This window comes from Candidatus Schneideria nysicola, assembly GCF_019923565.1.
Taxonomy (GTDB): domain Bacteria; phylum Pseudomonadota; class Gammaproteobacteria; order Enterobacterales; family Enterobacteriaceae; genus Schneideria; species Schneideria nysicola.
In genome coordinates this window covers 220768-244916 of the sequence record NZ_CP074435.1, presented here as the reverse complement: position 1 = coordinate 244916, position 24149 = coordinate 220768, and the positions used below count along the sequence as shown (strand labels likewise).

Annotated in this window: 22 protein-coding genes and 2 pseudogenes; 17 read left to right on the top strand and 7 right to left on the bottom strand. The window is 32.9% G+C overall.

Annotated elements, in window-relative coordinates; translation table 11 throughout:
- Window positions 1-14 precede the first annotated feature (14 nt).
- From atpE to ilvC, 16 genes and pseudogenes are all read left to right on the top strand, one after another.
- Window positions 15-263, top strand: coding sequence for a F0F1 ATP synthase subunit C (atpE, locus tag KEC37_RS01225; RefSeq protein WP_223138897.1), 249 nt, complete (start codon window positions 15-17; stop codon window positions 261-263).
- A 35-nt stretch (window positions 264-298) separates the two neighbouring features.
- Window positions 299-769, top strand: a complete 471-nt coding sequence (locus KEC37_RS01220; protein ID WP_223139288.1) for a F0F1 ATP synthase subunit B — start codon at window positions 299-301, stop codon at window positions 767-769.
- A 23-nt stretch (window positions 770-792) separates the two neighbouring features.
- Entirely contained in the window at window positions 793-1341 is a 549-nt protein-coding gene (atpH, locus tag KEC37_RS01215) for an ATP synthase F1 subunit delta (protein WP_223139752.1), read from the top strand.
- Window positions 1342-1347: 6 nt separating this feature from the next.
- Window positions 1348-2910, top strand: a complete 1563-nt coding sequence (gene atpA / locus KEC37_RS01210; protein ID WP_223139751.1) for a F0F1 ATP synthase subunit alpha — start codon at window positions 1348-1350, stop codon at window positions 2908-2910.
- A gap of 12 nt (window positions 2911-2922) precedes the next feature.
- A complete protein-coding gene (atpG, locus tag KEC37_RS01205; RefSeq protein WP_223139790.1) occupies window positions 2923-3792 on the top strand; it encodes a F0F1 ATP synthase subunit gamma in 870 nt (289 codons plus the stop codon).
- A gap of 48 nt (window positions 3793-3840) precedes the next feature.
- On the top strand, window positions 3841-5232 hold the full coding sequence (gene atpD / locus KEC37_RS01200) for a F0F1 ATP synthase subunit beta (protein ID WP_223139750.1): 1392 nt from the start codon (window positions 3841-3843) through the stop codon (window positions 5230-5232).
- A 43-nt stretch (window positions 5233-5275) separates the two neighbouring features.
- Window positions 5276-5701 carry a F0F1 ATP synthase subunit epsilon gene (locus tag KEC37_RS01195; RefSeq protein WP_223139789.1) on the top strand — a complete coding sequence of 142 codons (426 nt, stop codon included), beginning with the start codon at window positions 5276-5278 and terminating at the stop codon, window positions 5699-5701.
- Window positions 5702-5804: 103 nt separating this feature from the next.
- Window positions 5805-7616 carry a 1-deoxy-D-xylulose-5-phosphate synthase gene (dxs, locus tag KEC37_RS01190; protein ID WP_223139285.1) on the top strand — a complete coding sequence of 604 codons (1812 nt, stop codon included), beginning with the start codon at window positions 5805-5807 and terminating at the stop codon, window positions 7614-7616.
- Between the two features lie 48 nt (window positions 7617-7664).
- Complete coding sequence (ribD, locus tag KEC37_RS01185; protein ID WP_223138894.1) at window positions 7665-8810, top strand: bifunctional diaminohydroxyphosphoribosylaminopyrimidine deaminase/5-amino-6-(5-phosphoribosylamino)uracil reductase RibD; 1146 nt, start codon at window positions 7665-7667, stop codon at window positions 8808-8810.
- A 19-nt stretch (window positions 8811-8829) separates the two neighbouring features.
- Window positions 8830-9300, top strand: coding sequence for a 6,7-dimethyl-8-ribityllumazine synthase (gene ribH, locus KEC37_RS01180; protein ID WP_223139749.1), 471 nt, complete (start codon window positions 8830-8832; stop codon window positions 9298-9300).
- Window positions 9301-9341: 41 nt separating this feature from the next.
- Window positions 9342-9767, top strand: a complete 426-nt coding sequence (nusB, locus tag KEC37_RS01175; RefSeq protein ID WP_223138893.1) for a transcription antitermination factor NusB — start codon at window positions 9342-9344, stop codon at window positions 9765-9767.
- Window positions 9768-9811: 44 nt separating this feature from the next.
- Window positions 9812-10323 (top strand): annotated as a pseudogene (locus tag KEC37_RS01170) (phosphatidylglycerophosphatase A family protein).
- A 101-nt stretch (window positions 10324-10424) separates the two neighbouring features.
- Window positions 10425-12074: an acetolactate synthase 2 catalytic subunit gene (ilvG, locus tag KEC37_RS01165; RefSeq protein WP_223139748.1), complete on the top strand. Its 1650-nt coding sequence runs from the start codon at window positions 10425-10427 to the stop codon at window positions 12072-12074.
- A gap of 2 nt (window positions 12075-12076) precedes the next feature.
- Window positions 12077-12337, top strand: a complete 261-nt coding sequence (gene ilvM, locus KEC37_RS01160; RefSeq protein ID WP_223138892.1) for an acetolactate synthase 2 small subunit — start codon at window positions 12077-12079, stop codon at window positions 12335-12337.
- A 209-nt stretch (window positions 12338-12546) separates the two neighbouring features.
- Entirely contained in the window at window positions 12547-14397 is a 1851-nt protein-coding gene (ilvD, locus tag KEC37_RS01155) for a dihydroxy-acid dehydratase (RefSeq protein ID WP_223139747.1), read from the top strand.
- A 42-nt stretch (window positions 14398-14439) separates the two neighbouring features.
- A complete protein-coding gene (ilvC, locus tag KEC37_RS01150) occupies window positions 14440-15912 on the top strand; it encodes a ketol-acid reductoisomerase (RefSeq protein WP_223139746.1) in 1473 nt (490 codons plus the stop codon).
- A gap of 108 nt (window positions 15913-16020) precedes the next feature.
- Here the strand turns inward: ilvC and pheT are convergent, their stop codons facing one another.
- From pheT to rpmG, 7 genes and pseudogenes are all read right to left on the bottom strand, one after another.
- Window positions 16021-18432, bottom strand: coding sequence for a phenylalanine--tRNA ligase subunit beta (pheT, locus tag KEC37_RS01145; protein ID WP_223139745.1), 2412 nt, complete (start codon window positions 18430-18432; stop codon window positions 16021-16023).
- Between the two features lie 13 nt (window positions 18433-18445).
- On the bottom strand, window positions 18446-19447 hold the full coding sequence (pheS, locus tag KEC37_RS01140; RefSeq protein WP_223139744.1) for a phenylalanine--tRNA ligase subunit alpha: 1002 nt from the start codon (window positions 19445-19447) through the stop codon (window positions 18446-18448).
- 62 nt (window positions 19448-19509) lie between these two features.
- A complete protein-coding gene (gene rplT / locus KEC37_RS01135) occupies window positions 19510-19899 on the bottom strand; it encodes a 50S ribosomal protein L20 (RefSeq protein WP_223138827.1) in 390 nt (129 codons plus the stop codon).
- A gap of 12 nt (window positions 19900-19911) precedes the next feature.
- Entirely contained in the window at window positions 19912-20115 is a 204-nt protein-coding gene (gene rpmI, locus KEC37_RS01130) for a 50S ribosomal protein L35 (protein ID WP_223139278.1), read from the bottom strand.
- A 98-nt stretch (window positions 20116-20213) separates the two neighbouring features.
- Window positions 20214-20756 carry a translation initiation factor IF-3 gene (gene infC, locus KEC37_RS01125; RefSeq protein WP_223139330.1) on the bottom strand — a complete coding sequence of 181 codons (543 nt, stop codon included), beginning with the start codon at window positions 20754-20756 and terminating at the stop codon, window positions 20214-20216.
- Between the two features lie 3 nt (window positions 20757-20759).
- A pseudogene (gene thrS / locus KEC37_RS01120) lies at window positions 20760-21980 on the bottom strand (threonine--tRNA ligase); the annotation flags it as partial.
- 123 nt (window positions 21981-22103) lie between these two features.
- Window positions 22104-22265 carry a 50S ribosomal protein L33 gene (rpmG, locus tag KEC37_RS01115; RefSeq protein WP_223138824.1) on the bottom strand — a complete coding sequence of 54 codons (162 nt, stop codon included), beginning with the start codon at window positions 22263-22265 and terminating at the stop codon, window positions 22104-22106.
- A 168-nt stretch (window positions 22266-22433) separates the two neighbouring features.
- On the opposite strand from rpmG, the gene KEC37_RS01110 reads away from it, so the two are divergent.
- A complete protein-coding gene (locus KEC37_RS01110) occupies window positions 22434-24149 on the top strand; it encodes a proline--tRNA ligase (protein ID WP_223139742.1) in 1716 nt (571 codons plus the stop codon).

The following is a 24149-nucleotide window of genomic DNA, read 5'->3' as shown; positions in this document are numbered from 1 at the left end:
TACTTATATACTGACTGGAGAATATAGTAATGGATCTACATATATTATTATACATAGCTACTGCTATAATGATGGGATTAGCAGCAATTGGCGCTGCAATTGGCATTGGAATATTAGGAGGAAAATTTTTAGAAGGAGCAGCTAGACAACCTGATTTAATTCCTCTATTACGTACTCAATTTTTTATTGTTATGGGATTAATAGATGCTATTCCTATGATTACTGTTGGTCTCGGTTTATATATAATGTTTGTACTCATATAAATAAAAAAAAGAGAAATCTATTCGAGGTATTATCTATGCATTTAAATGCAACAATTTTAGGACAAGCCATAGCATTTTTCTTCTTTGTTCTATTTTGTATGAAATATGTGTGGCCTCCCTTAATCAACATTATAGAGAATCGTCAAAAGGAAATATTGGAAAATTTTAATGCTATTGAACAAGAAAAAAAGCAATTAGAAAAAGAACGTAGTGAAACTCTTTCCTATTTAGAACAAGTAAAGTTAGAAGCTAAAAATATTATAGAAAAAGCTCATCAACATCAAATCCAAATAATGGAAGAATCCAAAAATAAAGCAAAACAGGAATACAAAAAATTAATGTTATTAGCTCAGGAAGAGATTCTTTTAGAAAAAAAACGTGCTCAAGAGGAATTACGTAAAGAAACGGTTAAATTAACCTTAATGAGTGTAGAAAAATTACTTGAAAGTTCTATTAATAAAAATATTAATAGTGAAATTATTAATCAATTTATAAATAGACTTTAAAATGCTTCTAGAATAAGATAAAAATGATGAAATATATGGTTGTAGCGCATCAATATGCTCAGGCATCTTTTGATTTTGCTCTTTTAGAGAATAAAATAGAACATTGGCAATCCATGTTGGAATTTGCTTCTCAACTAATTCATCATAATAGATTGATAAAAAAATTGATATGTAGTCCTATTATTTCCTCCGATGATATTGCTTCTATTTTCATAGAAATAAGTGATAAGAAACTTGATTGTTTTGGCCAAAATTTCATTCGAATTATGGCTAAAAATAAAAGATTACAAATCTTACCAAATGTTTTGGAACGATTTATTTATCTACGTTCCATAAGAGAATTAATAATTAATATAGATATTATATCTACAATACGATTAAGTACGGATCAGATAAAAAAAATTGCTAATGTAATGACAAAATATTTTCCTAAATATAAGATAAAATTCAATATAAAAATTGATACGTCAATTTTAGGTGGAATATTACTTTTAATAGGAGAAAATATTGTTATAGATGGTAGTATACGATATCGTATGGAACGTCTGACAGCAGCTCTATTAAAAAAGTGAGGGAAGATGCAACAGCTGAACTTTACTGAAATTAGTGAATTGATTAAGAAACGTATAGCTCAATTTGATATAACAGATGAAATAAGAAATGAAGGTATTATTATCTCTGTTGGAGATGGCATTATTAGAATTCATGGTTTATCTGACGTTATGCAAGGTGAAATGATTGTATTACCCAATGGGACTTTTGGAATGGCTTTGAATCTCGAAAATGAGATTGTTGGGGCAATCGTTCTGGGACCTTACATAGATTTAAGTGAAGGAATGAAAGTGAAAAGTACAGGGCGTGTACTAGAAGTCCCAGTAGGACGCGGGTTACTAGGTCGTGTTATTAATGCCTTGGGAGAACCAATCGATGGGAAAGGTCCCTTAGATTATGAAAATTTTTCTGCGATTGAAGTAATCGCTCCTAGTGTTATAGAAAGACAATCTATTTCTGAACCAATACAGACCGGTTATAAGGCTATTGATGCAATGATTCCTATAGGTAGAGGTCAACGTGAGTTAATTATAGGTGATAGACAAACTGGTAAGACTACCTTAGCAATAGATACGATTATCAATCAAAGAGAAAGTGGCGTAAAATGTATTTACGTTGCAATTGGACAAAAAGCGTCAACTGTTGCTAATGTCGTAAGAAAATTGAAAGAAAATGATGCATTAAAGAATACGATTATAGTTGCAGCTACTGCATCTGAATCTGCTACCTTACAATATTTAGTTCCTTATGCTGGTTGTACTATGGGAGAGTATTTTCGGGATAGAGGTGAAGATGTACTTATTATTTATGATGACTTATCTAAACAAGCTGTTGCATATCGACAAATTTCTCTTTTACTTCGTCGACCTCCTGGACGTGAAGCATATCCTGGTGATATTTTTTATTTACATTCTCGCCTTTTAGAAAGAGCATCTTGTGTTAGCGCTGAATATGTAGAAAAATTTACTAAAGGTAAAAAAATAGGGAAAACTGGATCGTTAACTGCCTTACCTATTATAGAAACTCAAGCAGGTGATGTATCCGCCTTTATTCCAACTAATGTAATTTCCATTACAGATGGACAAATATTTCTAGAATCAAATTTATTTAATATAGGAATACGTCCTGCTATCAATCCTGGAATTTCGGTTTCACGAGTTGGTGGAGCGGCACAAACAACTATTATGCGAAAGTTATCTAGTGGTATTCGTACAGCCTTAGCTCAGTATCGTGAATTATTTGCATTTTCTCAATTTGCTTCAGATTTAGATGAAGATACGAGAAAACAATTGGAGCATGGAAAAAAAGTTACTGAACTATTAAAACAAAAACAACATGCGCCCATAGCCTTAGTATGTCAAGCAATATTATTTTTTGCCGTAGAAAAAGGTTATGTTGAAGATTTAAAACCTGAACAAATTGGAAAATTTGAACATGCCGTTCTATCTTATATGAATAAAAATAAAAATGATTTTTTAGAACATATAAATATGACTGGTATTTATAATGAACAGGTAGAACAATATTTTACAAATATTCTGAATACCATAAAAGAAATAGATTTTAACTGTTATATTAAAATAGAATAAATATAAAAAATGATGACTTGTACTCGAGATATTCGCACTAAAATTAATAGTATTCAGAATACTCAAAAAATTACTAAAGCAATGGAGATGCTTGCTATTGCTAAAATGCGAAAAAATAAATTAAATATGTTAGCTCATTCCCCTTATGCACAAATGATACATAAAATTGTCTCCCACCTTTTATGTGCACGCTTAGAATATAAACATCCATATTTATTGGATAGAGAATCAATTATGCGTGTTGGATGCATAGTAATCTCTTCCGATAGGGGTTTAGTAGGTAGCTTAAATACGAATTTATTTCGACATATTTTAACTAATATTAAAATATGGGAAAAAAATAATATGGACGTTCATTTTGCACTAATAGGTTATAAATCAGTATTATTTTTTAGTGGGATTGGCGTTAAAATTATAGCTCAGATAACTGGTATTGGCGATAAACCTCAATTGGAAGATATTATTGGAATAGTGAATGTTATGTTAAAAGAATACGATAAAAACAATATCAATCGATTATATATCGCTAATAATAAATTTATTAATACAATGTCACAATCTCCTCAATTGAGACAACTTCTTCCAATAGCGATTAATAATAAGAATGTTAATAAAAGTAATAAATTTGGCGATTATTTATATGAGCCAGATTCTAAATCTATCGTGGATATGTTATTACAACGTTATATAGAATCACAAGTGTATAACAGTGTGATTGAAAATATGGTTAGTGAACAAGCCGCACGTATGATAACCATGAGATCGGCTTCTGATAATGGGGGAGAAATGATTAAAGAATTGCAACTAACTTATAATAGAATGAGACAATCTAATATTACCCAAGAACTTACAGAAATTATATCAGGATCAAGTGTATTTTAATGAATGTTATATTTTGATATAAAGAGAAGATAGAGGTTAGAAATATATATGGCTATTGGAAAAATTGTACAAGTTATAGGAGCCGTAGTAGATGTAGAATTTCCAAGAAATGCTATTCCTCAAGTATTTAATGCAGTTGAAGTACAACCAAATAATAGCATCAATAAAAAATTACTTCTTGAAGTACAGCAACAAATAGGTGGAGGTATAGTACGTTGTATTGCTATGGGAAGTTCCTATGGATTACGAAGAGGGTTGAATGTCATAGATCTACAATCTATGATTAAAGTTCCAGTAGGTAAGGCTACACTAGGGCGTATGATGAATGTATTAGGTGAACCCATTGATATGAAAGGAGAGATTAATTCAGAAGAAAGATGGCCTATTCACCGTTCTGCACCATGTTATGAAGATTTATCTGATACTAGTGAGCTTTTAGAGACTGGTATTAAAGTAATAGATTTAATTTGTCCTTTTTGCAAAGGAGGAAAAATTGGTCTTTTTGGAGGAGCAGGAGTTGGTAAAACTGTAAATATGATGGAATTAATTCGTAATATTGCTGTAGAACATTCTGGATATGCGGTTTTTGTAGGAGTCGGAGAGCGTACTCGAGAGGGAAATGATTTTTATAAAGAAATGATCACTTCTGGAGTCATCGATAAAGTATCGTTAGTATATGGTCAAATGAATGAACCGCCAGGTAATCGCTTACGTGTAGCACTAACAGGTTTAACTATGGCTGAAAAGTTTAGAGATGAAGGGCATGATGTTTTATTATTTATTGATAATATTTATCGTTATACGTTAGCAGGTACGGAGGTTTCCGCTTTATTAGGACGTATTCCATCTTCTGTGGGTTATCAACCAACGCTATCTGAAGAAATGGGGATATTACAAGAACGTATTACTTCGACTAAAAGTGGTTCTATTACATCTGTACAAGCTGTATATGTCCCTGCAGATGATTTAACGGATCCATCTCCTTCAACAACTTTTTCTCATCTTGATGCTACTATTGTACTTAGTCGTCAAATTGCTTCTCTTGGAATTTATCCTTCAATAGATCCTCTGGATTCTACGAGTAGACAATTAGATCCTTTAATTATTGGTCAAGAACATTATAATGTAGCTCGTAGTGTACAATCTATTTTACAACGTTATCAAGAGTTAAAAGATATAATAGCCATTCTGGGAATAGATGAACTTTCTGCACAAGATAAGATTACAGTATCTCGCGCACGTAAAATACAACGTTTTTTATCTCAGCCTTTTTTTGTTGCCGAGGTTTTTACAGGTGCTGTCGGCAAATATGTTCCATTAAAGGAAACTATTCGTGGATTTAAGAGTATTATCAATGGGGATTATGATGATGTTCCAGAACAATATTTTTATATGATTGGATCAATTGATGAAATTAATACTTCAAAAAAAATATCATAAAGAAAAAAATTTTTAATAGTAAAGATTAAAGATAATGGATGCTATGAGCAGCAGCTATCAGCTAGATATAGTAAGCGCAGAAAGTCGCATATTTTCTGGATTAGTTAAGAAAATTCGCGTGACTGGTAGTGAAGGTGAAATGGGTATTTTCCCTAGACATGCTCCTTTACTATCACAAATAAAACCCGGAATGATATATATTGTAAAATCATGCAGTAGTACAGAATATATTTATGTATCTGGAGGTATAATTGAAGTACAACCTGATGCAGTAACAGTGTTAGCGGATACTGCGATTCGTGGCAAAGATCTCGATGAAGTCAAAGCAATAGAAGCAAGAAAAAAAGCACAAGAAAATATTAGTAAATATACGAATCATGTTGACTTAGCTTACATTAAAGCTACGATAGAATTAGCAAAGGCATTAGCAAAACTAAAGGTCATTAGATTAACCAAAAAAAGCTTATAGTAAGTAACGAGCTAGTTACTAACTAGCTCGCTTGGAATATTACAACAATATATATCTATTTCTTTGCTGAATTTTATAGATAAATCATTGTAAGAAAGATTACATGACTCTTAATAGCAAACTATATCCTATCTTATCTCGGATAAATGATCCGAAGAAATTACGTAATCTTACCACTGATAAATTAATTGGATTATGTCAAGATATAAGAAAATTCTTAATTGAGAGTATTAGTCGTTCAAGCGGACATTTTGCATCAGGATTGGGAGTAATCGAACTAACCGTCGCTTTACATTATATTTATAATACACCATTTGATCGCTTAATTTGGGATGTGGGTCATCAATCTTATCCTCATAAGATTCTTACTGGTCGTATAGAACATATTAATACGATTCGTCAATTTGGTGGCCTCCATCCTTTCCCATGTCACGAAGAAAGTGAATATGATTCTTTATCCGTAGGACATTCCTCGACTTCAATTAGTGCAGGTCTCGGAATGTCTGTCGTTGCAGAACGTGAAGGTATGGGCCGACGTATAGTGTGTGTAATCGGGGATGGATCGATGACAGCAGGTATGGCGTTTGAAGCAATGAATCATGCTGGATATATTCAATCGGATATATTAGTTATTTTAAATGATAATGAGATGTCTATTTCGGAAAATGTAGGCGCATTGAAGAATTATTTATCTCGTATTTTATCTACAACAAGTAGTGACAATCCTGGTACTCTTTTCGAAGAATTAGGATTTAATTATATTGGTCCTGTTGATGGACATGATATCCCTGTATTATTAAAAACTTTACAAAAGATGCGTGATCGACGAGGACCGCAATTATTACATGTCATTACCCAAAAAGGTAGAGGATATATTCCAGCTGAGATGGATCCTATTGGATGGCATGCTGTTCCTAAATTCGATCCTGCCGTAGGTATTATCCCTCAAAATACCTGTAGTATCATAGATAAACAAAAAAAAACATATTCCGAAATTTTTGGTAATTGGTTATGCTCTACAGCGGCTGTCGATAAGAAGCTTATGGCTATTACACCCGCAATGCGTGAGGGTTCTGGAATGGTCACTTTTGCACGTCAATACCCCCATCAATACTTTGATGTAGCTATTGCAGAACAACATGCTGTAACTTTTGCAGCGGGATTAGCTATAGGGGGTTATCAACCTGTCGTTGCTATTTATTCCACTTTTTTACAGCGTGCTTATGATCAACTAATTCATGATATTGCTATTCCCAAATTACCCGTATTATTTGCTATTGATAGAGGAGGGATAGTAGGTGCAGATGGACAAACCCATCAAGGTGCATTTGATCTATCATATTTACGTTGTATTCCTAATATGTTGATTATGACTCCAAGTGATGAAAATGAGTGCCAACTCATGTTATATACGGGATATCATTATAAAAACGGTCCTAGTGTAGTACGTTATCCAAGAGGTGAGAGCGTAGGTGTCACAATAAGTCCACTCTATAATTTACCCCTTGGTAAAGGGGTGATACGTAGAAAAGGCAAAAAAATTGCTATTTTAAACTTTGGGACTTTACTTTTACAAGCAATAGACGTAGCGGAAGAAATTAATGCAACTTTAGTAGATATGCGATTTGTTAAACCCATTGATGAATCGTTAATCCTTGCAGTAGTGTCTACACATCAAACATTAGTTACTTTAGAAGAAAATGTAGTTATGGGAGGAGCAGGAAGTAGTGTCAATGAATTTTTAATGCATGAACGTTTATCAATACCCGTATTAAACATCGGATTACCTGATTCGTTTATTCCCCATGGAAATCAAAATGAAGTAAGAAGTTATCTAGGTCTCGATAGTAAAGGAATTATTCAAAAAATTAATAGATGGTTATCTCCCATCAGGAGATCAAGTCAAATAAACTGAATTTCAATTATTCTTTTAATAATAAAATAAGGACGAAGCGTGTCCATCTTGGATTATGATTTAATTTATTTAGCACGAGCGTTTGAATTAGCTAAACGTGGAAGATTTACTACCGCACCCAATCCTAATGTAGGATGTGTGATTGTTAGCAATGCGAAAATTGTTGGTGAGGGATATCACATGTGTGCAGGAGAGCCTCATGCGGAAATTTGTGCATTAGATATAGCTGGTAAATATGCATCGAATGCTACAGTTTATATCACACTCGAACCATGTAGTCATTATGGTCGAACTCCACCTTGTGCTGATGCTTTAATAAAAGCAAATGTAAAAAGGGTTGTGGTTGCAATGTTAGATCCTAATCCGAAAGTATCCGGTAGGGGAATATTGCGCTTACAAGCATCTGGGATTGAAGTACGTCATAGTTTAATGTTAGAAGAAGCTGAAGCAATTAATAAAGGATTTTTAAAAAGAATGCGAACTGGATTACCATGGATTCGAATAAAATTAGCCTCCTCCCTTGATGGACGTACTGCTATGGCTTCTGGAGAAAGTAAATGGATTACTTCGTCTCAAGCACGACAAGATCTACAAATATTTCGCGCAGAAAGTGATGTCATTCTTTCTACTGCATCCACAGTCTTAATAGATAATCCAGAATTAAATATTCGTTATGATTCCTTACCACGGGATATACAGTCGCTATTATATTGTGATCATAGAAAAAAAAAGATACGTCAGCCAATACGTGTGATTATCGATAGTGCGAATCAAATTACTCCTATACATCGTATTGTACATGGAGATAATCCAACGTGGTTAGCACGTTTAAGAAAAGATGATATACATTGGCCTAAATCCGTAGAACAAATACTATTACCATCAACTAAACATAATGCTAATAAAATTGAACTAATGGCTCTATTTAAAAAACTTGGTCATAGACAAATTAATAATGTTTTAGTAGAGTCTGGATCGAATTTGGCTGGAAATTTATTAATTCATCAATTAGTAGATGAGTTAATTATTTATCAGTCTATGAAATTGCTGGGAAATGATGCATATCCTTTATTCATTTTACCTAAAATGAGACAATTAAAAGAGGCATTATTTTTTGATTTGATAGACATTCGAAAGATAGGACCGGATGTTCGTCTCATTTTAAAACCTAGAAAATTAAATCTATCACATTAAAATAAAATTTGGAAAAATTATGAAAATTATAAAGAGTAACGTTTCTTCACCTGACGCTTGCATTGCCATAGTTGTTGCGCGATTTAATCATTTTATCAATGAAAATTTATTAAATGGTGCAATTGATACGCTGATACGTATTGGACAAGTTAAAGAAGACAATATAACAGTAATATGGGTTCCTGGTGCATATGAATTACCTTTAGTAGTGAAAATTTTATCTCAAAAAGAACAATATGATGCTATAGTAGCTTTAGGTACAGTTATACGAGGAGAGACGCCTCATTTTAATTTTATTTCTAGTGAATGTAGTAGAGGACTAGCAACTATCTCTCTTGATAGAAACTTGCCTATCGCATTTGGAATACTCACGACTGAAAATATTGAACAAGCTATTGATCGAGCAGGAGTCAAATCTGGAAATAAAGGTGCAGAAGCAGCATTGACGGTTTTAGAGATGATTAATCTCTTACAGAGAATAAAATTGTGAAGACCAAAATTCAATCAGAAACCATGTTACATTCATCAGTAATGACTAGACATCGTGCTCGCGAGTGTGCTATACAGGCGCTTTATGCCTGGCATTTATCTAAAAACAATATTGCGGAAATTGAAATAGATTTTTTATCTAATTTAGAGGTGATGGCACATGCGAATATTTCCTATTTTCGTGAAGTCTATTTAGGAACGGCTACTCATGCTGAAAAGTTAGATAAGTTAATGTTACCATATCTTTCTCGTAGAATAGAACAAATTGGTTATATAGAGCTTGCTGTATTACGATTAGCCCTCTATGAATTCTTGCAATGTAAAGATGTTCCATATAGAGTAACGATTAATGAAGCTATTGAATTAGCTAAAAAATTTGGTCCTAAAGAAAGTTATAAATTTATTAATGGGGTATTAGATAAAATAGCGGTTCATATTCGTCATTCTCCTCAATATTCTCAGGAATAAGTAAAATAGCCATAAAATTAATTCCCCCCTTTAATAAAAAAGGAATGATTCATTCCGAGATGTATGAATTCAAATGTTTTATCCAAAAAAAGATACAAATTTCTAATCCTTGGCATCTTTTAGCAACCGGTTTGGGAAGTGGACTCTATTCTAGAATGCCCGGAACCATAGGATCAATCGTAGCAATGCTAATTTGGCATGAGTTGATATTATTTGTCTTTCAGTCTCGTTCATCTTTATTGGTTTTTATTCTGTTGACTATCTTAGTCGGTATAGATGCTTGTGATAAAACTGCAAGAGATACTCAATCTCTTGATCCCGGGTTTATTGTATTAGATGAATTTATTGGTATGTGGATTACATTTTTTTTTTTCCAACAAATAATTGGAATGAGATTTTGATCAGCTTCTTCTTATTTCGTTTACTGGATATTTGTAAACCTTGGCCTATTTGCTGTTGTGATAAAATTAGAGGGGGAGTAGGAATTATTCTCGATGATATTGTTTCGGGTATGATAACTGCCACTATTTTACTTACAAATCTCCTCATTCAATAAAATGGTCCATCATTAAAATTAAAAAGGATATAAATTATTCTAATCTCATAAGTCGGTCGATATTTCGAATGAAATCAAGGAAATGAATAAGGAAATGAATTATGAATGGAGCTCAATGGGTAGTGCAAGCACTACAACAACAAGGTGTATATGTGGTTTTTGGCTATCCCGGTGGCGCTATTATGCCTTTATATGATGCGCTGTTTGATAGCGATCTTGAACATCTTTTATGCCGTCATGAACAAGGTGCAGCTATTGCCGCAATAGGGTATGCGCGATCCATAGGTAAAGTGGGAGTGTGTATTGCGACTTCTGGTCCAGGTGCTACGAATTTAATTACCGGATTAGCTGATGCGCTTATGGATTCTGTTCCATTAGTAGCGATTACAGGACAAGTTGAAACAACATTAATGGGTACCGATGCTTTTCAAGAAATTGATGTTTTAGGATTATCATTATCCTGTACTAAGCATAGTTTTTTAGTCCCATCTCTAGAGGCTCTTCCCGAAATTATATCGGAAGCTTTCCTTATTGCAAGTAGTGGACGCCCTGGACCCGTGCTAATTGATATTCCTAAAGATATTCAATTAGCAGAAGGGGTGTTACCTAACTGTGTCATTAAGAAGAAAAATCATATCATTAATCTTCATGGGAGCATAAAATCCGCCAAATATTTAATGAATAAAGCATCACGTCCAATATTATATATTGGAGGTGGAGTGGGTATGGCCCGTGCGGTATCAACATTAAGGCATTTTATTGATAAGACAAGTATACCTCATGTAGTCACATTAAAAGGATTAGGTACGTCAGCCGATTATCACAATAGTTCTTATCTAGGCATGTTAGGCATGCATGGGAATCCAGCAGCAAATATTGCCGTACAGTCTTGTGATTTACTCATTGCGGTGGGAGCGAGATTTGATGAAAGGGTGACGGGACAGTTAAATACTTTTGCTCCCAATGCGAAAATTATTCATTTAGATATTGATCCCGCTGAAATAAGTAAATTACGTCAGGCTCATGTTACTTTATTAGGAGATTTAAATACTTTATTATCCGCTTTGATCCACCCTCTATCTATTGATCCTTGGATCAAGGAAATACATCTTTTAAAGAAAAAATATGCTTGGAGTTATGAGCAATTAGGAGAAGCAATTTATGCTCCATATCTGTTGAAAACAATTAGTGATTACGCTCCAGAAGATACTATTGTTACTACCGATGTTGGTCAACATCAGATGTGGACTGCTCAGCATATGCGTTTTAGTCTTCCTGAAAATTTTATCACTTCAAGTGGATTAGGTACGATGGGATTTGGGATCCCCGCAGCTATTGGAGCTCAATTAGCACGACCCCACAGTATGGTAGTATGTATTTCTGGAGATGGTTCTTTTATGATGAATGTTCAAGAATTAGCCACGATTAAAAGAAAAAAATTGCCTATTAAAATTGTATTATTAGATAATAAACGGCTAGGTATGGTAAGACAATGGCAGCAGATATTTTTTAATAAACGTTATAGTGAAACTACTTTAAACGATAATCCTGACTTTCTCCTATTAGCTCGTGCATTTGATATTCCTGGTATGCATATTTCTCGAAAAGAAGAAATTCTTTCTGCTATTAATATGATGTTGACCCAACCAGGTCCCTTTCTTTTACATGTTTCAATAGATGAGTGTTCAAATGTTTGGCCGATAGTCCCTCCAGGTGCCGGAAATGATACCATGTTGGAGAAGTTCTCATGATCATATACTATTATTCTCTTTCTATAGAATCACGGTATTGTCCCGAAATGATTGAACGTATATTGCGTGTAGTTCGTCATAGAGGATTTGAATTATGTGCTTTAAATGTCATCCCTTTTTATAGCACTAAAATAGTTAATATTTATTTAACTGTTTCTAGTCGAAGATCGGTAGAGTTACTAGTGACACAGTTAAGTAAACTTATTGATGTTCAATCCATTGAAATACAAAAAATTTTATCCTCTAAAAATAGAGAGGATTGATTCCATTAGAACCTAATCTAATAGAAAATTGATACAACAACATACATGTTCATTTCATTGAAATGAATCTCTCTAAAAAAATGGGCTCCTATTAATCTTCTAGTATCTAATCTAGTATTTGTCCTTTTTATATAAATTTATATCAAAGGGAAGGAATAAAGACTAAGACTCACAGATTAAAATAGGAGTTATAAATAAAGGAGTTTTTTATGCCTCAGTATCGCTCCTCTATCACTATTTATGGTCGTAATATGACTGGAGCTCGTGCACTCTGGCGAGCGACGGGTATGGAGGATGAAGATTTTGGTAAACCTATTATAGCTGTTGTCAACTCTTTTACTCAATTTGTACCAGGCCACATACATTTACGTGATTTAGGTCAATTAGTAGTAGAATCTATACAAATTTATGGTGGAGTTGCAAAAGAATTTAACACTATTGCTATAGATGATGGTATTGCTATGGGACATAGTGGGATGCTGTATTCGTTACCTTCAAGAGAATTAATTGCGGATTCCGTAGAGTATATGATTAATGCTCATTGTGTTGACGCTATGGTTTGTATTTCTAACTGTGATAAAATCACTCCTGGTATGCTAATGGCAGCTTTACGTCTTAATATACCGACTATTTTTGTTTCAGGTGGCCCTATGGAATCTGGTAAAATTACATTAGGGGGTAAAGAGATTAAATTAGATCTTATAGACGCAATGGTATACGGAGCGAACATCGCAATTTCGGATGAAGATTGCAATAGAATTGAAAAGTTTGCTTGTCCAACTTGTGGTTCATGCTCTGGAATGTTTACAGCTAATTCAATGAATTGTTTAACTGAAGCTTTAGGTTTAGCACAACCTGGTAATGGGTCATTATTAGCAACACACGCTGAACGTAAGAAACTATTTGTAGATGCGGGTAAACACATAGTGACTTTATCTAAAAAATATTATGAAACTGATGATTATAGTGTGCTTCCACGTAGTATAGCTTGCAAATCCGCATTTGAAAATGCTATGGCATTAGATATTGCTATGGGTGGTTCGACTAATACCGTTCTTCATTTATTAGCTGCTGCACAAGAAGGAGAAGTAGATTTTTCTATCGATACTATAGATAGATTATCGAAGAAAATACCGAATTTATGTAAAGTTTCTCCGAGTTCTTCATATCATATGGAAGATGTCCATCGTGCTGGAGGGGTAATAGGAATTTTAGGAGAATTAAATCGTAGTGGTTTACTGAATAGGAATGTCCATAATATACTTGGTTTATCTTTGTCGGCAATGTTATCCCAATATGATATAATGGTCACTACTGATGTCAGAGTCAGAAAAATGTATTCTGCTGCTCCAGCAAATATCCGCACTACACAAGCATTTTCCCAAGAGAATCAATGGCCCTCCTTAGACACGGATCGTATGAATGGATGTATTCGATCTCATGAATATGCTTATAGCTTAGACGGAGGATTAGCTGTATTATATGGGAATCTTGCTGAAGATGGTTGTATTGTAAAAACGGCTGGAGTCAATAAAGATCACTTAAAATTTAGAGGGATAGCTAAAGTTTATGACAGTCAAGAAAACGCTTGTGATGCTATATTGAATGGAAAAATTGTTCCTGGTAATATCGTTGTTATTCGATACGAAGGTCCCAAAGGAGGACCGGGTATGCAAGAAATGTTATACCCTACTGCTTACCTTAAAGCTGTGCAATTAGATAAACATTGTGCATTAATTACAGATGGACGTTTTTCTGGAGGGACATCAGGGCTTTCTATAGGTCATATCTCCCCAGAAGCTGCTAGTGGTGGATTAATTGGATTAGTACAAGATGGAGATATTATAGAGATTGATATTCCTAATCGTAGGATTCTTTTAGATTTACCATCTTCGTTAATCATGGATCGTAGAAAATCGGAATTAGATCGTGGTACTGCCGCTTGGACTCCGTTACAGAGAAAAAGGAGTGTCTCTTTAGCTTTAAAAGCGTATGCTATGCTGGCAACTAGTGCGAATATGGGCGCCGTTCGTAATAAATCTCTTATCGAAATTTCTTAACACATCGTATGTAGATAAAAATAGGAGGAGTAAATTACTCATATGAATTATTTTAATAGATTAACATTTAGACAAAAAATCAAACAATTAGGACAATGCCGTTTCATTCCCATAAATGAATTTAGAGATGGTATATCTTCTCTCAAAGAGAAAAAAATTGTTATTATTGGATGTGGCGCGCAAGGTCTTAATCAAGGTCTTAATATGCGTGATTCTGGTTTGAATGTTGCTTATGTCTTACGAAGTGAATCCATTCGTAAGAAGGAGGCTTCTTGGAAAAGAGTTATTGAAAATGGGTTGACTGTTGGTTCTTATGAAGAACTGGTTCCGCAAGCAGATTTGGTTATCAACTTGACTCCTGATAAACAACATATTTCCGTAGTAAGCATATTACAATCTTTGATGAAAAAAGGTGCCACACTGGGTTACTCACACGGATTTCATATTGTGGAAGTAGGAGAGACCATACGCAGTGATATCACGGTGATTATGATGGCTCCTAAGTGTCCAGGTACCGAGTTGAGAGAGGAATATCAGAAAGGTTTTGGTGTTCCTACTTTAATTGCTGTGCACCCAGATAATGATCCCTATAATGAGGGGATGGCTATTGCTAAAGCTTGGGCATTTGCAACAGGGGGGCATCGGGCTGGAGTATTAGCGTCTTCTTTTGTAGCGGAAGTGAAATCAGATTTAATGGGTGAACAAACTATTTTATGTGGAATATTACAGTCCGCCTCAATTGTTTTCTATAAAAAAATGATTTTGGATGGGATTGATCCAGGTTATGCAGGTAAATTTCTCCAATATGGTTGGGAAACGCTGACCAAAGCCTTGAAAGAAGGTGGAATTACATTAATGATGGACCGATTATCCAACACCGCTAAATTACGTGCGTTCAATTTGTCACTGCAATTAAAGAACGTAATGCGTCCTCTTTTTGAGAAGAATATGGATAAGATTCTTGATGGAACGTTTTCTATAGAAATGATGAGGGATTGGGAGACAGGAGACACTCAACTTTTGAGTTGGCGTCGACAGGTTAGTCTGAGTGATTTTGAAAAGGCTCCTCTATATCAGGGTGAGATTAGTGAACAAGAATACTTTGATCACGGTATCCTTTTAATTGCCATAATCAAGGCGGGTGTGGAATTGGCTTTTGAAGTAATGGTATCTACCGGTCTACGTCCAGAATCGGCATATTATGAATCTCTACATGAATTACCTCTGATTGCTAATACTCTGGCGAGAAATAGACTGTATGAGATGAATAGAGTTATATCCGATACGGCTGAATATGGAAGTTATCTATTCAGTCATATATTGATTCCCATTTTAGAAGAATTCTGCCGGGAGAATGTAAACGAGGGAGATATAGGTAATAATACCAAATTTTATATAGAAAACAGCAGTATTGATAATACTCGTTTGAAAGATATGAATAAGAAGATTCGTTCTCATCCTATTGAGGTAATCGGGGAAAAACTCCGTGAGTCTATGCGCTACGAAACCCAATAAAAAAACCAATAAACAATCATTTATTTCCACCTCCACTAGGAGGAAGAGTGGTGGAGGTGGATGAATGAGGGAGAGGGAGGATTGTGAGAGATGATGTAGTGCTTTTTTTTATTCTCTTATAAAAGCTTGGAATCTTTTTTTTAAAGCTGATTTACATGTTTCTATATATTCGACTATTTCGACCTCTCCTAAAGTACGGGAGTAATCTTGGAGAATGAGACTAATTGATAAGCTTTTAAAGCCCTGTTTTATAGGTTCCCCAGAATATACATCAAAGATGTTTATATTAACTAGTTTGTCTTTTAATGTGTTCTTACATTCTTTTATAATCTCCCCCGCCTGAATTTCTTGAGAAACAATGAGTGAAATATCACGACGATTAGCAGGAAAACGAGAAATGTCTCGTATATCCATGGTATTTTTAGTAGAAATTTTATGTAATAAAATTTCAAAAACAAACGTATGAGACTTGAGATTAAGTTCTTGTTCTAAATTCGGATGAATCATACCAACCACCCCAATTTGTTCATCATCCAGAAAAATACTAGCGCTTTTTCCTGGATGTAAAAACGATGGGAATGTGACGTCAGATTTGAATTCTATGTGATTCAAATCTAAATTTATTAGCGTTAGTAAGGACTCTATATCTCCCTTTATATCATAAAAATCCACAATTTGACAGTCATTTATCCAATTTATATTAGAACGTGGTCCAGTAATCGCTCCTGCGAGTATAAGATCTTGACGTACTTGAAGTTCCACTGTTTTATCTGGGATGAAACATAATCCACTTTCAAATAAACGAATACGATTTTGTTGTCTATTTTGATTATAGACTATTGTATTGATGATACCAGTAAACAAAGAAAGTCGCATTACGGACATTTCTTTTGAAAGAGCATTTAATATAGATAAAGATTGGTGATTAGGATGAAATATATTTTGTATTCTATTAGATACAAAACTATAAGTAATAACTTCCTGGTAACCGCGATCAACCAGGAATATCTTGATTCTTTCTAAAGGAAACGTTTCTTTATGGTGGGGTATAATAGTACGAATATAGAGTGGAGTAATAGATGGAATATCATGATATCCATATATTCGTGCTAATTCTTCTATTATGTCTACATCCATAGAGATATCATATCTCCAAGATGGTGGGACTATTTTCCAACCATTTTTTATAGGAATATATTCAAACCCCAGTTTATCTAAAATACGACAAATATTTTTATTTGGTATAGTATAACCGAGTAATTTTTTTATTTTATATCGATTGAATAAAATTTCTCTACGATTGGGTAATCCTTTTTTATTGGTAATATTAATAATAGGACCTGCTTTACCCCCGCATATTGAAAGGAGAAGAGTAGTAGTACGTTCTATAGCTAGATTTTGTATCGTCGGATCCACACCTCGTTCATATCTCAAAGTGGATTCAGTTTGTAATTGTTTATGATGAGCTCGATTCCTAATAGCTAAAGGATCAAAAAAAATACTTAATAATACTATATCTCTAATATTATTCTTTTTTTCAACTATATCATTCGTCGTAATTCCTGCAAGAGAGAGAATTTTGCCTTGTTCATTTGCAAGGATTAAGGTCTCTGTAGTTAATCTGATAAATTCTTCATGAAGACGGCATTTGATCGTTTCTCCGGATCGGGCCATACGAATAGTTATTCCATTTCCAACTTCTTGCAAATCAAAGATAGAAATAGGTTGTCCTAGCTCTATCATAACATAGTTAGCAATATCGGCTATAATGTTTATTGATGATATACCACAGCGACGTAATCGTTCTTTTATCCAGAAAGGGGTGATCGTAGTAATATCGACATCTTTTATAATGCGACTAAGATAGTGTGGACATACTTCTGGTACAGTAATGTTTACCTGTAAAATATCTTTAATAACTGGTATAACTGAAGGAATTTTGGGTCTATTAATCGGTAATTGGAAATATGCCGCTATATCTCTAGTAATACCTTGTATACTTAAGCAATCTGGTCTATTAAATGTAATATTAATATTAAGAATATTATCATCAAGTTGTAGATAATTTCGTACATCTGATCCTATGATAGCATCATTAGGTAACCTTATAAACCCTCTACATGGAGTAGGAATACCTATTTCTTCAAATGAACATAATATCCCTTCATTTTTAATAGGAAGGTTTTCTATGGAAAGTGTTAATGGTAGGGTAGTATCGAAGAAAGTGGTAGAAACTACTACTTTTTGACCAATATGACCATGAAATTTTTTACAGAAAATGTCAATGGGTTTGCTTCTACTAATATCTATTCTAGTAAAAAAAAAATCCTGTTCATCAAAAGAGACTTTTTTACATTCTATAATTTTACCTACTATTAATTCTCCGTCTCCGTATAATTGATTAGGTAGGTATTCAATATCCTCAACTTCTAACCCTATCATGGTCATTTTTTCTGTTAATAGGTTAATATCAATAGGAGGGTTAATCCATTCTCTTAACCAAAATTCACTTAATTTCACCTATTCTTACCATCTATTTAAACTGTTTTAGAAATCGTAAATCATTTTGAAAGAATAGTCGCACATCGTTAATACCATAACGTATCATAGCCAATCGTTCTATTCCTAAACCAAAAGCAAAACCGGTATATTGTTCTGGATCTATATTAGTATTATAAAATATATTAGGATGTATCATACCACAACCCAATACTTCTAACCAATGTTTACTTTTCCATTTGATATCTATTTCTGCTGAAGGTTCCGTAAAAGGAAAATAAGACGGACGAAAACGCATTTCTAAATTATTAAAACCATCAAAATAATTTTTTAAAAAATTATTGATGATTTCTTTTAAATGGGAAAAATTAATATTTTTATCTATCATCATCCCTTCCATTTGGTGAAACATAGGAGTATGAGTCGAATCATAATCGCTACGATATACGCGACCGGAAGAAATAATACGAATCGGGGGTTTTTTATTGATCAAAGTTCTAATTTGTACATTAGAAGTTTGAGTACGAAGTAAACGTATTGGATCAAACCAAAATGTATCATATTCCGTTCGAACAGGATGATGAAAAGGGATATTTAACGCACTAAAATTATAATATTCATTTTCAATTTCTGGACCAGATACATTAATAAATCCTAAACGTATAAAAAATTTTTCTATCTTCGCAATAGTAAGAGTTATTGGATGAAGGCTACCTTTTTCTATATTTCTTCCTGGAAGTGAAACATCTATTTTTTCTGATATTAAATTAGAATGACATATCGATTTTAATATCTGTTTTCTTTTTATAATACTTATTTGGATGTGCTCTTTAGCTTTATTAACTAATAATCCTATTTGCGGTCGATCTTGGGGAGGAATATCTCTCATGATTTTTATCATTTGATGAATGTATCCATGTTTCCCTAAGAACTTAATACGTAATGATTCAACAGCATGGATAGTTTCACATTTTTTTAGTGCTATCTTCGCGTCTAAAATTAATTTTTCTATATATTCTTTTTTAATTTTAGTCATAGAGTAACATTATTGATGAAATCAGAATTAGATTGTTAAACATAGATTGAAATTTGGATATACTATTTTTTTAATAGCGCAGGAGTATCAATATGAAATAACATCGCTTCTTTTGCTTTTGTTACTAAAAAAGTAAAAGTTTTTTTATCAAAAATTGCTATCTCGGAGAGAATATAACGATTAATATTAATCGATGCTTTTTTTAAGCCTGCTATAAAAATATTATAGGAAATACCATGTTGACGAACAGCTGCATTGATTCGAGTAATCCAAAGTCGACGAAATTGACGCTTTTTCTGACGACGATCACGATAAGCATATTGTCCCGCTTTTATCACTGCTTGGAAAGCTACTCGGTAAGATCGAGAACGTGCACCGTAATAACCTTTAGCTTTTTTCATGATTTTTTTATGTCGAGCATGAGCAACTACGCCTCTTTTTATACGCGTCATACCTTTTTCTCCTTAATTAATACTATATGGTAAATAGCATAAAACAGTAGATAGATCGGCTTTAGAAATTAAAGACTTATGACGGAGATGTCTTCTACGTTTCGATGCTTTCTTAGTAAGAATATGGCGAAGATTAGAACGTTTATGTTTAAAATGTCCTGAAGCAGTTTTTTTTAAACGTTTTGCTGCACTACGTAATGTTTTAATTTTTTTCATCAAAATCCTCCTTATACTATCTCTTTTCACACTTTTCATATTGAAAATATGAATTTTCATCGTAAATATACTGCTGCTATATTTTTGTTGAATTGCTTCTATTTACTTTTTTTTGGTGAAAGTAACATAGTCATTTGACGACCTTCTATCTTATTTGACATAGACTCTACAATAGAAACGGCACTTAAATCATCACGTATGCGATTGAGCATTTCTATTCCAATCTGTTGATGTGCCACTTCACGTCCGCGAAATCGAATAGTAATTCGAGCTTTATCGCCTTCTTCCAAAAAACGTATTAAACTACGTAATTTAACTTGATAATCTCCTTTATCAGTACTAGGACGAAATTTGATTTCTTTTATTTGAATTGTCTTTTGTTTCTTTCTTTGCTCTTTTATTGATTTACTTTTTTCATAAAGGAATTTTCCATAATCCATAATTCGACAAACAGGAGGATCTGCATTAGGACTAATTTCAACCAAATCAAATCCTATATCCTCAGCTTGTTTAATGGCATCGCTTAATTTAAAAATACCAATTTGTTCACCATCAAGTCCTGTTAAACGTACCTTTTTAGCATAAATCTCTTGATTAATACGATTAGATTTTGCTAATTGGGTTCTTCTCCCACCTTTAATACTTTATTCCTCCCATTGATAAAGACTACGATTATTCACTTCGTATTTGATTTTATCAATAAAATTAATATAATTAACACGAAGCATATTTTTACCCCGATATGTACGTACTGTTACACTATTGGTTTCTACTTCCTCATTACCACATATGAGCATATAAGGTATACGACGTATCGTACTTTCCCTAATCTTAAAACCAATTTTTTCATTTCTCAAATCTACTTTAACACGTAAACCCGCATTGGACATTTTATTGGCTAATCGTAATATATATTCTGACTGTTGACTAGTAATATTCATAAGAATAACTTGCGTAGGTGCTAACCATGTTGGATAAAATCCTGCATATTCTTCCGTTAAAATTCCAATAAAACGTTCTATAGAACCTAGAATAGCTCTGTGAATCATAACAGGTATAGCTTTAGTATTATTGATTTCAATGTAAAAAGCATTCAATCTCCTTGGTAGAGAGAAATCTAACTGAATAGTACCACATTGCCAAGGACGATTGATACAATCAAATAAAGTAAATTCAATTTTGGGGCCATAGAATGCACCTTCTCCCATTTTAATATAAAATGGAATATTTTCTTCTTCTAATGCGCAAGTAAGATCATGTTCCCCTTGATCCCACATCATATCATCACCGATACGTTTTTTAGGACGTGTAGATAAATTCACAGATATTTTTTTAAATCCAAATATCTTATATACATCATACACCATTTTTATACAACTTTTGACTTCATCTATTACTTGATTTCTTGTACAAAAAATATGTGCATCATCCTGATGAAATCCACGAATTCGCATTAATCCATGTAATGCTCCAGAATGTTCTTTTCTATGACAACTACCAAATTCAGCTATACGTAAAGGTAAATCACGATAAGATTTTATACCTTGTTTAAAAATTAAAACGTGAGCAGGACAATTCATAGGTTTAATACAGTATTCACGATTATCTGAAGAGGTGGTGAAAATATGTTCCGAATAATTATCCCAATGACCAGTTTGATTCCATAAAATTTTATCCATCATAAATGGACTTTTTACTTCTTGATAGTTATAAGATTTTAATTTTTCACGTAAAAAAGACTCTAGTTCACGAAAAATAATATAGCCATCATTATGCCAAAATATCATACCAGGTGATTCAGGTTGAATATGATAAAGATTGAGTATTTTTCCTATAATACGATGATCTCTTTGAATAGTATATTCCTCGCTCGATAGTATTTTCATTATTTACTATTGAATATTAATAAATTTCTTTGATAAAAGATGTACATAATTTGATCTAATCTATTTTTTCCCAATATATTTTACGATAGAATTGAATTAATATTATTTAATTTTCGTTTCTTTATAGAGAACATGTTTACGAATAATTGGATCAAATTTTTTTAATTGTATCTTGATAGATCTTTTATTTTTTGTTGTCGTATAAAAATGTCCTGTATTTGCAGAAGAAACTAATTTTATTTTTTCACTTAAACTTTTTCTCATAATAATCCTCTAAATGAAAGATTTAAATTTTTAATAAATTACTTTATATTATTATATTACTGATAATTACTTATATTACTAGTATTTTTTATAATATAAATTTTAATATCTGTAATCGAAGAAGTAACTTATAATATATTTTTATTATATAAAATTTTATGGAAAATAATGCGTACTAGTCAATATTTATTATTTACTTTAAAAGAAATTCCAAATGATGCGGAAGTTATCAGTCATCAATTAATGATACGTGCTGGTATGATACGTAAATTAGCATCTGGTCTTTATACTTGGCTACCTACTGGTCTTCGAGTGATTAAAAAAGTAGAAAATATTATACGTAAAAAAATGAATAAAATAGGAGCTATAGAGATATTAATGCCAATAATGCAACCTGCAAATTTATGGAGTAAAAGTGGTCGTTTATCTCAATATGGTTCAGAATTATTTCGATTTTCTGATAGGAGTACGCGTGCTTTTTTACTAGGTCCAACCCATGAAGAAGTTATAACGGATCTTATTCGTAGTGAAATAAATTCTTATAAAAAATTACCTCTTATTTTCTTTCAAATTCATACAAAATTTAGAGATGAAGCTCGTCCTCGTTTTGGTATAATACGTTCACGTGAATTTCTTATGAAAGATGCATATTCTTTTCATATGGATCAGCAATCTTTACAATCGACATATGATGTAATAAGTAACGCTTATAAGGATATTTTTACTACTATGAATTTAAAATTTTGTAGAGTAAAAGCTGACACTGGATCAATTGGTGGACATATTTCTCATGAGTTTCATGCATTCTCTGATAGAGGAGAAGATAGTATTGTACTATCAAGCGAATCTACATACGCAGCTAATATTGAATTAGCCGAAACAAATTTCCCCCTTATATCAAGACCTGAAGCTAAAGAAGTAATGCAATTAGTAAATGTTCCAGATATTTATACAATGAAGGATTTAATAAACAAATTCAATATACCAATAGAAAAAACAGTACAAACATTTATTGTACGGGCAAAAAAAGATCTTACATATCGCTTTGTTGCTTTAGTGATTCGTGGCGATCATCAACTTAATAAAATTAAAGCTGAAAAGCTTAATCAAATTTCAGTTCCTCTGACTTTTGCTACAGAAGAGGAAATTTATAAATTAATAGGAAATGAATATGGAGTACTTGGTCCACTTAATTTAAAGTGTCCGATGATTATCGATCGTAGTGTAGCTGTCATGAGCGATTTTATCGCTGGATCTAATATGAACTGTCAGTTCTTTTTTGGGATTAATTGGGGTAGAGATATAAATTTACCACAAATAGCAGATATTAGAAATATAATAGAGGGGGAAATGAGTCCAGATAGAATAGGAACGCTTCAAATAAAACGTGGAATAGAAATAGGTCATATCTTTCAAATTGGAAAAAAATACTCTGAGTTAATTCATGCAAAAGCCCAAGATAAAAACGGTCATAATAAAACGATTTTAATGGGTTGTTATGGTATAGGTATTACACGATTACTTGCTGCTGTTATTGAACAAAATAACGATGAAAGTGGAATTCTGTGGCCAGAAATGTTAGCCCCTTTCAGAGTAGCAATATTACCTGTTGGTATGCATCATCATACTCTAATTCAAGAAACGGTAAATCATATCTATAATCAACTAGTATTTCATGATATTGAGGTATTGTTAGATGATAGGGAGGAACATATAGGAGTAATGTTTACAGATATGGAATTAATAGGGATTCCACATATTCTTATTATCAGCTATATTAATTTAAAAAAAGGAGAAATTGAATATAATCATAGAAGAAAAAAAATACGTCAAAATATAAAAATTGCAGATCTTGTCCATTTTTTATTATCTAATTTGGAATAG